The sequence below is a fragment of the Prauserella salsuginis genome (assembly GCF_024648885.1).
GTDB classification, from domain to species: Bacteria; Actinomycetota; Actinomycetes; order Mycobacteriales; family Pseudonocardiaceae; genus Prauserella; species Prauserella salsuginis.
In genome coordinates, this window is record NZ_JANBBF010000010.1 from 477,113 (window position 1) to 489,785 (window position 12,673).

Here is a 12,673-nt window from a genome sequence, read left to right on the forward strand (position 1 = left end):
CGGTGAACTGGGTCGACCTGCTGGTGATCGCACTGGCACTGCTCGCGGCGGTGTCGGGCGCACGCCAGGGCATGCTCGTCGCATTGCCCGCGTTCATCGGCGTCGTCGCCGGTGCGCTGCTGGGTATCGAGGTCGCGCCGTGGCTGGTGGACTCGTTCGAGGAACCCGCCGCGCGGGTGGCGATCGCCGTCGGCACGGTCGTGTTCCTCGTCGCGCTCGGTGAGACCGTCGGGGTGCTGGCCGGCAGTCAGCTGAAGAACCGGATCCGCTCGCCGAAACTGTCCAGTGTGGACAGTACGCTCGGCGCGATCGTGCAGGGAATCGTGGTGTTCGTCGTTGCGTGGCTCATCGCGCTTCCGCTGACGAGCGTCGCCGCGCTGCCCGGGCTGGCACGGGCGATCAATCAGTCGTCGGTGCTCGGTGGCGTCAACGACGTCATGCCGGACGCGGCGCAGGGCCTGCCCGGCGAGCTGCGTGAACTGCTCGACGCCTCCGGATTCCCGTCCATTGTGGATCCGTTCCAGCAGGCGCCGGTGCGGGAGATCTCCCCTCCCGACGAGTCGTTGCCCGCCGACGCCGTCGTGCGCCAGGCGCAGCCGAGTGTGCTGAAGATCCGCGGCGTCGCCTCCTCGTGCTCCCGCTCGCTGGAGGGCAGCGGCTTCGTCGTAGCCCCGCAGCGCGTGATGACGAACGCCCACGTCGTCGCCGGAACCGACCAGGTCGCCGTCGAGACTCCCCAGGGCCGCGAGCCTGCCACGGTGGTGCACTTCGACCCGAGTACCGACCTCGCGGTGCTGGCCGTGCCCGGTCTCACCACGCGTCCGCTCGACCTGCGAGACGAGGACGCCGTCGAAGGTGATGACGCGATCGCGCTCGGCTACCCGCTCGACGGCCCGTACACCGCGTCACCGTTGCGGGTGCGGGAACGGATCAACCTGCGTGGTCCCGACATCTACGACGCCAACACCGTCCAGCGTGACGTCTTCACCGTCCGCGGGCAGGTGCGCAGCGGCAACTCCGGCGGCCCGATGGTCGACCCGGACGGCGACGTCATCGGCGTCGTGTTCGGCGCGTCGGTCGAGGACCCCGACACCGGCTTCGTGCTCACGGCCGACGAGGTGCGGGACGAGTACGAGCAGGCGCCCGCCTACGGCGGGGAGGTCGGCACGGGCTCGTGCACCTCGTGACGGATCGGGCCGGTGCCGCCTGACGGAGTGCTCTGCCGGTGCGGTCTACCGGCGCGGTCAGCCCGTGCGGTCAGCGGCCGCGGAGGAACGAGGCGAGGATCGCCGACGTCTCGGCGGGCGCTTCGAGGTGCGGGAAGTGGCCGACACCCGGCAGGGTGACGAACTCGGAGTGCGGGCCGCGCCACGGTGCCGAATCGCGTGCGGTGGACAGCAGCACGCACGGATCGTCCTCGCCGTGCAGTTGCAGGACGGGCATCGTCACGCGGGCGTCGACGTCGCGCCGGAACCGTCTGCCGTCGCCGCGGAACTGTGAGCGCAGTGCCCAGCGGTAGTACTCGAGTGCGCTGTGGGCGACACCGGGGATACGCATGGCGTGCCGCAGGGTCGCCGCGGTCTCGGTGAAGTCGTCGGTGCCGCGCCACGCCTCGCCCGACCACGACGCGAGCAGCTCACCGGTGTAGGCGGCGTTGTCGGTGACGAGACGTTTCTCCGGCGCCATCGGAACCTGGAACCGCAGCACGTGGCTCGACGCGCGGGCCTGTGCGCCTCGGCGTCCGAAGGGCAGCCGGCCTGCCGCCTGCCGCAGCGCCAGCGGATGCGCACCGCCCAGTACTCCGACCGACCGCACGACGCGCGGTCGCATCGCCGCGGCCGACCAGGCGAGCAGCCCGCCCCAGGAGTGGCCGACGACGTGTGCCGAGCGCAGCCCGAGCGCGCGGATCAGCCCCGCGACGTCCCCGGCGGCCGTCCACGCGTCGTAGCCCCGTGGCGGCTTGTCCGAGTCGCCGTATCCGCGCAGGTCGACGGCGACCACGCGGAATCCGGCCTCGGCGAGGTCACGTAGCTGGTGATGCCACGTCCACCACATGCCTGCGAACCCGTGCAGCAGCAACACGGGTTCGCCTGCGCCCGCCTCCGCCACGTGCAGCAGGATGCCGTTGGCGGACACGTCGCGATGCGTCCACGGGCCGGGGTACCGGACGGTCGACGGGTCGGGCGGGAGCACTTCCGGGATTCGGGACGGTAAGGGTCAGGACCGCGGAAGCGGTTCGCCCGGGGCCCCGGGCATCCCTTCGGCGACGTCGGCCGACTTGTGCTGCGGCTTCAGTGCCGCCGCCGATTCCTTGATGCTGTCGATCGACCGCTGTGGTGCGCGGACCTTCTTGAACTTCCGGTACCCCAGGAGGCCGCAGATCCCGGCGAACACCAGCATCAGCAGGAACACGATGCCGAATGCGGCCCAGCGCTGGAGCCACTCCGACAGCAGTTCGCCGAGGAAGAAAAAGAAGAAGAAGGAGCTGTAGAGCGCGACCACCGCGGCGATGATGAAGAAGATGCTGCCCTTGGTGGCCTTCTTGACCTCGCCGACAGTCTCGGCCTTGGCCAGCTCCAGCTCGGCGCGGAACAGCGTCGACATGTGCTGCGTCGCGTCCTTGACCAGCGAACCGATCGACGCGCCTTCGGCGGAGTCGGCCGCGGGATCCTCCGACAACGGGAGGTAGGGCACCCAGCCCCCGGCATCCCGGTTGTCGCCGTCGTTGAGTTCATGCTTCGGGCTGCTCACGCGCCTCATCGTGCCATGTTGATGGCGTCACGGTCGCGAAGGGCGCACGGGCGGTGTCGGTGTGGTGTGAAGTCGTCGCCGGATGTGTCGTCCGGCGGTCGGAGCCGGGTTCCGCCGAACGGGTGAGTATGTCAGTTGACGCCCATCACGATCGGTAGCGTCCGGGGAGTATTGTTGAGTATTGGCCGGAAAGACGGGCAAAACCCGCCAAAGTACGCAAGATCGGACAGTAATCAACATGTCGGGTGTCGACACTGAACCCGCCGGCGCGGGATCCGCAGGCAGCGGGAACGAGAAGACCTTCTTCGGGCATCCCCGGGGGCTCGCCAATCTGTTCGGCGTCGAGATGTGGGAGCGATTCTCGTTCTACGGGATGCTCGGCATCTTGCCGCTGTACCTCTACTTCTCCGCCGCCGACGGTGGCCTGGAGATGGACAGGGGCACAGCACTCGGCATCGTCGGTGCGTACGGCGGTCTCGTCTACCTGTCGACGATCCTCGCCGCCTGGATCGCCGACCGCCTCTTCTCCGCCGAGCGGACGCTGTTCTACAGCGCCGTGATCATCATGATCGGTCACCTCGCGCTCGCGGTGCTGCCCGGTTACGCGGGTGTCGGGGCCGGTCTGCTGTGTGTCGCGCTCGGCAGCGGTGGCGTGAAGGCCAACGCCACCGCGGTGCTGGGCACGCTCTACAGCGAAGGCGACGAGCGCCGCGACGCCGGTTTCACGATCTTCTACATGGGCGTCAACCTCGGTGCGTTCGTCGGCACCGCGCTCACCGGATTCTTCCAGCACACGGTCGGATTCCACGTCGGCTTCGGCCTCGCGGCCGCGGGCATGGCGCTGGGTCTGATCCAGTACTCGATCGGCCGCTCCAACCTCGGCGAGACCTCCCGGATCGTGCCGAACCCGCTGCCCGCCTCGCGCCGCCCGCTGGTCGCGCTGGTGTTCGTGGCGGTCGCCGTCGCCTGCGTACTGCTCGTGCTTACCGGCGCGGTCACCGCGCAGAACCTCGGCGACGTGGCGGTGTGGGTCGCGGGCCTCGCGGCCGCCGCGCTCTTCGTGATCCTGCTGACCAGCAGCCGGGTGAGCAGCGTCGAGCGCAGCCGCGTGATGTCGTTCATCCCGATGTTCGTGGCCAGCGCCGCGTTCTTCGCGCTGTTCCAGCAGCAATTCACCGTGCTCGAGGTGTACTCGGACGAACGCCTCAACCGGGACCTGTTCGGCTGGGAGATGCCGATCTCGTGGGTGAACCTGATCAACCCGGTGTTCATCCTGATCCTGGCACCGATCTTCGCCACAGTGTGGGCCAAGCTCGGCCACCGGCAGCCGTCGACGCCGATGAAGTTCGCACTCGGCACCGGCGTGATGGGCGTGGCATTCCTGCTGTTCCTGCCGATGGCCGGCGGCGAGGGCAACACGAGCCCCCTGCTGGCGATCGTCGGCATCCTGGCGACGTTCACGGTGGCGGAGATGTTCCTGTCGCCGGTCGGTCTCTCGCTGTCGACGAAACTCGCACCGCAGGCGTTCCGCGCCCAGATGGTGGCGCTCAACTATCTGTCGGTGTCGCTGGGTACGGCGTTGTCCGGCTCCCTGGCCGAGTACTACTCGACGGACGGTGAGGCGTCGTACTTCGGGACGGTCGGCGGTGTGGCGCTCGGCATCGGCGTGCTGATCGCGGTGCTCTCGCCGTACATCCGCAAGCTGATGGCCGGGGTGCGGTAGCCCGTACCGCTGCGCCGGTCGAGCTGCCGATACGCGGGTCGGCGCGTTCCCCGATGTCGCCGCAAACCGGTATGAAGGACCCATGCGACAGCGCGAACACACGTACACGCTGACTGTGCGGTGGAGAGGCGACCGCGGTACGGGCACGTCGGGCTACCGCGACTTCGGTCGCGAACACGACGTGATCGCCGAGGGGAAACCGCCACTGGCCGGGTCGGCCGACCCCTTCTTCCGCGGCGACGCCGACCGTTGGAACCCCGAGGAGTTGCTGCTCGCGGCCCTCGCCCAGTGCCACATGCTGTCGTATCTCGCGCAGTGCGGGCAGGCCGGTGTGGTCGTCACCGGTTACGCCGACGAACCGGTCGGCACGATGACCGAGACGCTCGGGGTCGGCGAGTTCACGTCGGTGCTGCTGCGTCCGGTCGTCACGGTCGCCGATGGTGCGATGGCCGACCGGGCTCGAGCGCTCCACGAACCAGCCCACGAGGCGTGTTTCATCGCGCGGTCGGTGAACTTCCCGGTGCGTCACGAAGCCCGCATCGACATCGCCGCCGATGCGGACCTCGGCTAGTTCGGTCGCCGAGGTCACACCGAGGCGCGGTCACACCGAGGAGCCGCGACCGCGCCGGCGGGCCGTCCTGTTCACTGCTCCAGTTCGGCCAGCTGCTTCTTCGCCTCTTCGAGCTGGGCCTCGAGCTCGGCCACACGGGCCTGCTGCTGCTCCTTCGCGGCGTTGATGACCTCGTCGATCGGCGTCGACAACTGCTCGTGCAGTTCCTTCGCCGCACGCGACACGGCCGAGGCCGTCACGGCCAGTCCACGGGTCACCCACTTGCTGCCGTGCTTGAGCTCGGCCTGCCATTCACCATCCGCCGTTCCGGTGACGGTGAGGGTCAGCTCGACGGTGCGGGTCTTGCGTGCGCTGGTCCCTTTGGAGCGGCCGCGCTTGGGTTTGGCGTCGTCGGCGGACTGTCCCTCACCGGGCTGTGCCTCGGCCTGCTGCTCTCCGGTCGACGTCGTGTCGTTGGGCGCTTCGGCCGACGCCTCGGCCGAGTCAGCCGGCGTCGCGGCCGCTTCGGAGCCAGGGTTATCGCTGGTCAACGACGTTTTGACGGCCTCGTCGGTCGTGCTGATAGTCGCGCCGGCGGCGGCTTCGGTGGTGGCTTCGGTGGCGGCTTCGGCATTCATCGCGGGCAGGTCCCCTCGAAACGTCCGGCAGTGGCACCCGCAGTGTAGAACACTCGTTCGACATTCTGTCCAGCCGGGTACTAGGGGCTTGGAGAAATGGCGTTAACAAAATTCCGAAAAGTGTGGTGCAGATCTCATACGCCCAGGTGGCGTGCGCGTCCGTTGTGTCCGGATGGCGATGTGAAGCCTTTTCGGATACGTAGGGCGCGTCGGTGTCTCTTCCTGGGGCAAACCGGTACAGACCTCGTATACGTAGCCCGATGGAGTGATCCCTCGATCGGGCTGTGCCCTGGGAAAACAGTTCATCGTTGCAGCTCGGGGCCGTATTGAAAATAAGCAACGCATTTGATCGAAACTTGCAGCGGGGATAACAATGCGAACCGTCGCGTACGCGAACAGTAACCCCGTGCGCCGGTACCCCCTGTGCACGTAGCGAGAGCCGTACTGGGGTTGCGCCGGATGGAGCCGGCTGCCCGGGCGCTCGAGTACGAGGAGCGCCAACGGGCGGGTCTGCGGGGACGGTCGCACATCGCGTGGGCGACGCACCACTGAACGCTCCACACCTCGCACCTTCGTGTGCCTAGTTGCAGGACGTGATCGATGGAAAGGCGTAGCAACGCCGGTCGTCCCGGTTCCGCCGGGCGTGACGCCGGTGTGTCCGCCGGGTTCGGGGCCGCGTACCGGAGGCGGCCTCGCTCATTGGCGGCCGTTGTTGGCGCGGCGGTACTCGCGCTCGTCGTGACCGCGTGCGGCGGCGGTGACTCCGCGGCCGGCGACGGGCAGGACACCAAGCCGGTGGCCGTGACCGAGGAGCAGCTCGCGAAGCTGCCGGACGCCACGACCCACGGCGATCTCGAGCAGGCTCCCGCCGACCCCGCGAAGGGGGACACGTCGGCGAGCAAGGACGGCACCGGAACGGTGCTGCACCCGAAGCAGGCCGTGGCGGTGTACGACAAACCGAGCGGTAAGCCGTTCGCGAAGCTCCCCACCAAGCAGATTTCGTCGCCGACGTGGGTCCCGGTCATCGCAGAGAAGGGCGACTGGGCGCAGATCCTGCTGCCCACGCGTCCGAACGGCGCCAGCGGCTGGGTCCACACCACCGACGAGACGGTCGAAGAGGCGCGCAACGACTTCGCCGTCACGGTGCACCGCGACGACTTCACCCTCGAGATCACCGAGAAGGGTGAGCAGATCGGGGAATGGACCATCGGGGTCGGGAAGGACGAGCACCCGACGCCGACGGGGCGGCAGTACATCATCGCTTCCATCGAGGAGCAGGTGAACGACTACAGCCCCATCGTGCTTCCACTGAGTTATCACTCGGAGTCGCACGAGACGTACGGCGGTGGCCCCGGCACCGTCGGCATCCACACGTGGCCGGACAACAGCTTCGTTGGCAAGGCCAACAGCGACGGCTGCATCAGGGTCACGAAAGAGGCCCTGGACGAGCTCGTCAAGCTGCCGTTGGGAACGATCGTCGAGGTCGTCTGACGCCCCTCCCACGGCAGTGCCCCACCGGTAACGGGCCCCCGCCCGGAAACCCGACCCGAATGCACGACCGGAAATCGAAAGGTACTTCCTTGTCGAAGAAGAAGACTGCCGCGCTCGGCGCAGGCGTCCTGTCCGCCGCCCTCGTCGGTGGTGTCATGTTCGCGCCGTCGGCGCTCGCGCAGACCGAGGACTCGGCTTTCGGCATCTCCGCCAGCGGCCTGATCGACATCGCCAAGACGCCGTACGTCGAGGGTGAGGGGTCCGAGACGGTCGCCGGCACCGAGGTGCCGGGTCTGGCCGCGGCGACGGTGCTCAACGCCGAGGCGTCCCCGAACTACGCGTATGCGGATGTTGCCAACCTCAGCGTCCTCCCCGGCGACGTCGAGGGCCTTCCGGAGCTCCCGGGCGGTTCGCCCCTGGTTGCGGCGACCGGGACCATCAGCGCCGAGTGCGACAACGGCGAGATGAGCTCGAACATCACCACGCTGACCATCGCCGGGCACGAAGTCCCGATCAACAACCTCGAGCCGAACACGACGGTGCTGCCCGAGCAGCTCGGCGGCGTCGCCCAGGTCACCCTGAACCAGCAGACCGACAACACCGTCACGGCGGTCCACATCGAGCTGCTGGAAGGCGTCCCGGGCCTGTCGGACGTCGCCGGGCAGACGATCGACATCGCGTCGGCGACCTGCACCGCCGACGACGGCGATGACGGCGGCGACGGCGACAACGGTGGCGGCGACGGTGACAACGGCGGCGACAACGGCGGCGACGACGGCGGCAACGGCGGCGGCGGCGACGGTGACGGCGGCGACAACGGTGACGGTGGCGACGAGGCCGGCCCCGACGGTGCCGCCCCGGCTCCGACCCCGCAGCCCGGCCACCTGGACGTGACCGGCTGACACATCCCCCAGGGGATCTCCGCACATAAGAAAGCGGCCTCCACAGTGGACATCCACTGTGGAGGCCGCTTTCGTGTGCGACCGAGTCGGCTCAGTCGTCCGAACCGGACGAGAGGCCCTTCGAGATCTGGTCCATGACCGAGCTGTCGGCGAGCGTGGTGACGTCGCCGACCTCGCGGTTCTCGGCCACGTCGCGCAGCAGCCGACGCATGATCTTGCCCGAACGGGTCTTCGGCAGCTCCGGCACGACCATGATCTGTCGCGGCTTGGCGATCGGGCCGATCTCCTTCGCCACGTGGTTGCGCAGCTCCTGGATCGCCTCGTCGCCCGCCTGTGCCGCGTCACCGCGCAGGATCACGAACGCCACGATGCCCTGGCCCGTCGTCGAGTCGCTCGCACCGACCACCGCGGCCTCGGCCACCGTCGGGTGCGACACGAGCGCCGACTCGACCTCCGTGGTGGAGATGCGGTGACCGGAGACGTTCATGACGTCGTCGACCCGGCCCAGCAGCCAGATGTCGCCGTCGTTGTCGTACTTCGCGCCGTCGCCCGCGAAGTAGTAGCCCTGATCGGCGAACCGCGACCAGTACGTGTCCTTGAATCGCTGGTCGTCACCCCAGATGCCGCGCAGCATCGACGGCCACGGCTTGTCCAGCACCAGGTAGCCGCCGCCACCGTTGCCGACCTGCTGGCCCGCGTCGTCGACCACCTTCGCCGAGATGCCCGGCAGCGGCTGCTGCGCCGAACCCGGCTTGGCGTGCGTGACCCCGGGCAGTGGCGAGATCATGATCGCGCCCGTCTCGGTCTGCCACCACGTGTCGACGATCGGGCAGTTGCCGCCGCCGATGTTCTCGCGGAACCACATCCATGCTTCGGGGTTGATCGGCTCACCCACCGAGCCGAGCAGTCGCAGCGACGACAGGTCATAACCCGCCGGGATCTCGGCGCCCCACTTCATGAACGTGCGGATCAGCGTCGGCGCCGTGTAGTAGATCGACACCTTGTAGTTCTGGATGATCTCCCAGTGCCGGCCCTCGTGCGGGGTGTTCGGCGTGCCCTCGTAGACGACCTGCGTCGCACGGTTCGCGAGCGGGCCGTACACGATGTACGAGTGGCCGGTGACCCAGCCGATGTCGGCCGTGCACCAGTAGACGTCCTCGCCCGGCTTGTGGTCGAACACCGCGTTGTGCGTGTAGGCCGCCTGCGTCAGATAGCCGCCCGACGTGTGCAGGATCCCCTTCGGCTTACCCGTCGTGCCCGAGGTGTACAGGATGTACAGCGGGTGCTCCGAGTCGAACGCCTCGGGCTTGTGCTCGGCGGACTGGGAGCCGACCAGCTCGTCCCACCAGACGTCGCGGCCCTCGGTCCACGGCGCGTCGTCCTCGAGATCACTGCCGGTGCGCCGGACCACGATGACCTTCTCGACGCTGGCCGCGCCGTCGAGCGCCTCGTCGACGTTCGCCTTCATCGGTGCCGCCTTGCCTCGGCGGTACTGCCCGTCCGAGGTGATGACTACCTTGGCCTCGGCGTCGTCCACCCGCTGGCGCAGCGCGCTCGGCGAGAACCCGCCGAAGACCACGCTGTGCAGCGCGCCGATCCGGGCGCACGCCAGCATCGCGACGATCGCCTCCGGGATCATCTGCAGCTGGATCGCCACCCGGTCACCGGCGGTGACGCCGAGCGAGGTCAGCGCGTTCGCTGCCTTCGACACCTCGTCCTTGAGCTGGGAGTACGTGATGTCGCGCGTGTCGCCCGGCTCGCCGATCCAGTGGATGGCCGTCTGGTCGCCGTGGCCCGCCTCGACGTGCCGGTCGACACAGTTGTACGCCACGTTGAGCTTGCCGCTGACGAACCACTTGGCGAACGGGGCGTCCGACCAGTCCACGACCTGCGTCCACTTCGTGTTCCAGTGCAGGCGTTCGGCCTGCTTCGCCCAGAACGCCTCGCGGTCGGCGTCGGCCTCCGAGTACCACTCAGCCGTCGCGTTGGCCGCCGCCGCGAACTCCGGGCTCGGAGGGAAACTCCGGCTCTCGGTCAACAGGTTGTCGAGTGCCGGCGACTGCTCTGTCGTCATCTGCAAGGCCTCCTGGTCGTTGCTCAGGCGCACGCGTCGTCGTTCCTGCGCCTGCCTGTGAAGTTAGTACCGCACGAGACAGGTTGCAGCCACGTTCGCCCACCCACAAGGCCCCGCGCTCGTTGCGGGCGCCCTGGGCGATGAGCGGCTGACGAACGGTCGGCGCATATGCTCGCCGGAGTGTGCAAGCGACGCGGGAGGATGGACAGTGGCCGAGAGTGAGCCGGAGCGTGAGGTGCTCACATGGGATCTGTTCGGGGCGGCGAGCCGTGAGCTCGCCACGGCGGTGGCCGACAGCGGGTTCCGGCCCGATCTGATCCTGTCGATCGCCCGCGGAGGCCTGTTCGTGGCCGGCGCGCTCGGGTACGCGCTCGACGTGAAGAACCTGCACGTCATGAACGTCGAGTTCTACACGGGCGTCGACGAGCGACTCGACCTGCCGGTGATGCTGCCGCCGGTCCCGAACGCCGTGGACCTGGCGGGTGCGAAGGTGCTGGTGGCCGACGACGTCGCCGACACCGGTGCGACGCTGAAACTGGTGCGCGACTTCTGTGCCGACGAGGTGGCGGAGGTGCGCTGCGCCGTCGTGTACGAGAAACCCGTGTCGACGGTGGCGTGCGACTACGTGTGGCGGCGGACCGACCGATGGATCAACTTCCCGTGGTCGACCGAACCGCCCGTTGTGACGAGGGAAGGTCAGGTGCTGGACGCATGAGTCAGCCGGCTGCAGCTGGAGACCCGCTCGCGCCACTCGTCGAACTCGACGGGGTCGCCGAGGCGGCGAAATCGGCCCAGGACGCGGTGTTCGCCGTCCACCGGTACGGCGTGAACCTGCGCGAGGGCTCGGCGACCGCCGCCGAGGCCTCGGTGCGCGCCGCGCGCTCCTCGGCGGGCGTCGAGGGTGTCGACCCGGAGATCCCCGACGAGGGCGAGGTGCGCGATCCGGTGCTTGCCGGTGCGCTGCGGGTGGCGAAGGCGACCGAGACGCTCCTGCCGACGTGGCGCCGCGCCCCGATGCAGGCGCTCGCCAGGATCCATGTCCTTGCCGCGGCGGACCTGACGTCCGATCCCGATGCGCTGGGCAGGCCCGATCCCGCGGCGTCGCCGCGGCTGGAGCTGCTCGGCCAGCTCGTCACCGGCGGAACGAAGGTGCCCGCGGCGGTGCTCACGGCCGTCGTCCACGGCGAACTGCTGACGCTGCGGGCGTTCGGCAGCGCCGACGGTGTGGTCGCGCGCGCGGCCGCACGGCTGACGATGGTGGCGAGCGGCCTCGATCCGAAGTCGCTCACCGTGCCCGAGGTCGCCTGTTTCCGCAGGCAGGAACGGTATGCCGAGACGGCGGCCGCGTTCGCCTCCGGAGAGCCCGACGGCGTGCGGGACTGGCTGCTGTTCTGCTGCGCGGCGTTCGAAGCGGGCGCCCGCGAAGCACAGAGCATCGCCGACGCCGCCGCCTGAGAGTCGGCCCCGCCTGCGGAGTGCCGGCCGGGCCGGGTGTCCGGGTATCGGGTGAGCGGGTGCGGCCGGCGGACGTGCGGCAGGGCTCCTCGTGGTCGGGGCGGCGACTCAGGACGCGCGGGGGCGGATCTCGTCGAGTGCGTCGCGGACGTGCCCGCCGTTGTGGTCGAGCGCGTTGGCCGCGGTCGTGACGTCGACGTCGCCGAGCAGGTGGACGAGCGCCACCTTGAGGTCGCCGTCGGCCCTGGTCAGCGCCTCGTCGCACTCCTGCTCGGCCGCACCGGTCGCCTCGCCGAGAATGCGCAGCGTACGACCGCGCAACTTCGCGTTCGTGGCGAGCATGCCGACCATGAGATTCGAGTAGGTCCGGCCGAGCTTGACCATCGTGGCCGTGGAGAACGCGGTCAGCACCATCTTCTGCGCCGTGCCCGCCTTCATCCGGGTAGACCCGGCCACGGCTTCGGGGCCCGTGTCCACGACGATCGGCACGTCGACCTCGGCGGGCACCGGCGCGGACGGATTGTCCGACACCAGCCCCGTGTGCGCGCCGAGTCGCTTGGCCTCCTTGAGGGCGCCGAGTACGTACGGTGTGCGCCCCGAAGCGGTCAGGCCCAATACGAAATCGCCCGGAGCGACGGACTCCGCGATCTCGGCGGCACCCGCCGACTCGTCGTCCTCGGCGTTCTCCACGGGCAGCCGGAGCGCACGTTCGCCCCCTGCGTGGTGGGCGACGAACCAGTCGGAGGGAACGTTGTAGGTCGGCACCAGTTCGGCGGCGTCGAGCACCGCGAGCCTGCCCGACGTGCCCGCGCCCACGTAGTGCACCCTGCCGCCGCCACGCAACGCCGCAACCGCATGGTCGACCGCTGTGGCGAGGACATCGAGCACACTCTGCACGGCACCGGCGACCTGCGCGTCCTCGGCGTTGATCGCCGACAGGATGCCGTGGGTCGACATCCGGTCGATGTCGGTCGTGCGCGGATTGCGTTGCTCGGTCGGCGATTCGACGTGTGCGATCGTCGCGACCTGCTGCGGACCCGCGTTCGTCGTGCGGGATGCCATGTTTCTCACCGTTTCAGTCCTCACCCG

General features: G+C 69.1%; 12 protein-coding genes. 7 read left to right on the forward strand and 5 right to left on the reverse strand.

Annotation, left to right across the window (positions count from 1 at the left end; genetic code table 11):
• The first annotated feature begins 2 nt into the window (after positions 1–2).
• Positions 3–1,187, forward strand: coding sequence for a MarP family serine protease (locus LY40_RS13480; protein ID WP_183782249.1), 1,185 nt, complete (start codon positions 3–5; stop codon positions 1,185–1,187).
• Positions 1,188–1,257: 70 nt separating this feature from the next.
• On the opposite strand, the gene LY40_RS13485 is transcribed toward LY40_RS13480, so the two are convergent.
• Positions 1,258–2,193, reverse strand: a complete 936-nt coding sequence (locus tag LY40_RS13485; protein WP_258937048.1) for an alpha/beta fold hydrolase — start codon at positions 2,191–2,193, stop codon at positions 1,258–1,260.
• A 24-nt stretch (positions 2,194–2,217) separates the two neighbouring features.
• Entirely contained in the window at positions 2,218–2,760 is a 543-nt protein-coding gene (locus LY40_RS13490; RefSeq protein WP_183782255.1) for a phage holin family protein, read from the reverse strand.
• A 229-nt stretch (positions 2,761–2,989) separates the two neighbouring features.
• On the opposite strand from LY40_RS13490, the gene LY40_RS13495 reads away from it, so the two are divergent.
• Both LY40_RS13495 and LY40_RS13500 read left to right on the forward strand, forming a co-directional pair.
• Positions 2,990–4,474, forward strand: a complete 1,485-nt coding sequence (locus tag LY40_RS13495; protein WP_183782258.1) for a peptide MFS transporter — start codon at positions 2,990–2,992, stop codon at positions 4,472–4,474.
• 82 nt (positions 4,475–4,556) lie between these two features.
• A complete protein-coding gene (locus LY40_RS13500; protein WP_183782261.1) occupies positions 4,557–5,045 on the forward strand; it encodes an OsmC family protein in 489 nt (162 codons plus the stop codon).
• Between the two features lie 71 nt (positions 5,046–5,116).
• On the opposite strand, the gene LY40_RS13505 is transcribed toward LY40_RS13500, so the two are convergent.
• A complete protein-coding gene (locus tag LY40_RS13505; protein WP_183782264.1) occupies positions 5,117–5,662 on the reverse strand; it encodes a DUF6319 family protein in 546 nt (181 codons plus the stop codon).
• A 699-nt stretch (positions 5,663–6,361) separates the two neighbouring features.
• On the opposite strand from LY40_RS13505, the gene ldt-CoaP reads away from it, so the two are divergent.
• Positions 6,362–7,153, forward strand: a complete 792-nt coding sequence (gene ldt-CoaP, locus LY40_RS13510) for a L,D-transpeptidase (protein WP_258937049.1) — start codon at positions 6,362–6,364, stop codon at positions 7,151–7,153.
• A gap of 89 nt (positions 7,154–7,242) precedes the next feature.
• Positions 7,243–8,055: a choice-of-anchor P family protein gene (locus LY40_RS13515; protein WP_258937050.1), complete on the forward strand. Its 813-nt coding sequence runs from the start codon at positions 7,243–7,245 to the stop codon at positions 8,053–8,055.
• A 91-nt stretch (positions 8,056–8,146) separates the two neighbouring features.
• Here the strand turns inward: LY40_RS13515 and acs are convergent, their stop codons facing one another.
• Positions 8,147–10,129 carry an acetate--CoA ligase gene (gene acs / locus LY40_RS13520; protein ID WP_258937051.1) on the reverse strand — a complete coding sequence of 661 codons (1,983 nt, stop codon included), beginning with the start codon at positions 10,127–10,129 and terminating at the stop codon, positions 8,147–8,149.
• Positions 10,130–10,337: 208 nt separating this feature from the next.
• Here acs and LY40_RS13525 point away from each other — a divergent pair, with 208 nt between their 5' ends.
• Together LY40_RS13525 and LY40_RS13530 are read left to right on the forward strand one after the other, a co-directional pair.
• A complete protein-coding gene (locus tag LY40_RS13525; protein ID WP_183782277.1) occupies positions 10,338–10,844 on the forward strand; it encodes a phosphoribosyltransferase in 507 nt (168 codons plus the stop codon).
• The gene (locus tag LY40_RS13530; protein ID WP_258937052.1) at positions 10,841–11,584 is read left to right on the forward strand and encodes a Fic family protein; all 744 of its coding nucleotides are present in this window, start codon (positions 10,841–10,843) and stop codon (positions 11,582–11,584) included. The genes LY40_RS13525 and LY40_RS13530 overlap by 4 nt, the downstream gene beginning before the upstream one ends.
• Positions 11,585–11,692: 108 nt before the next feature.
• Here LY40_RS13530 and murQ read toward each other — a convergent pair whose 3' ends face one another.
• On the reverse strand, positions 11,693–12,646 hold the full coding sequence (gene murQ / locus LY40_RS13535) for an N-acetylmuramic acid 6-phosphate etherase (RefSeq protein ID WP_183782283.1): 954 nt from the start codon (positions 12,644–12,646) through the stop codon (positions 11,693–11,695).
• Between the last annotated feature and the right edge of the window lie 27 nt (positions 12,647–12,673).

What these genes read in the sequence shown, in the direction of transcription:
- LY40_RS13490 (WP_183782255.1), bottom strand. Translation starts at nt 2,760, where the DNA reads ATGAGGCGCGTGAGCAGCCCGAAGCATGAACTCAACGACGGCGACAAC.
- LY40_RS13495 (WP_183782258.1), top strand. Translation starts at nt 2,990, where the DNA reads ATGTCGGGTGTCGACACTGAACCCGCCGGCGCGGGATCCGCAGGCAGC.
- LY40_RS13500 (WP_183782261.1), top strand. Translation starts at nt 4,557, where the DNA reads ATGCGACAGCGCGAACACACGTACACGCTGACTGTGCGGTGGAGAGGC.
- LY40_RS13505 (WP_183782264.1), bottom strand. Translation starts at nt 5,662, where the DNA reads ATGAATGCCGAAGCCGCCACCGAAGCCACCACCGAAGCCGCCGCCGGC.
- acs (WP_258937051.1), bottom strand. Translation starts at nt 10,129, where the DNA reads ATGACGACAGAGCAGTCGCCGGCACTCGACAACCTGTTGACCGAGAGC.
- LY40_RS13530 (WP_258937052.1), top strand. Translation starts at nt 10,841, where the DNA reads ATGAGTCAGCCGGCTGCAGCTGGAGACCCGCTCGCGCCACTCGTCGAA.
- murQ (WP_183782283.1), bottom strand. Translation starts at nt 12,646, where the DNA reads ATGGCATCCCGCACGACGAACGCGGGTCCGCAGCAGGTCGCGACGATC.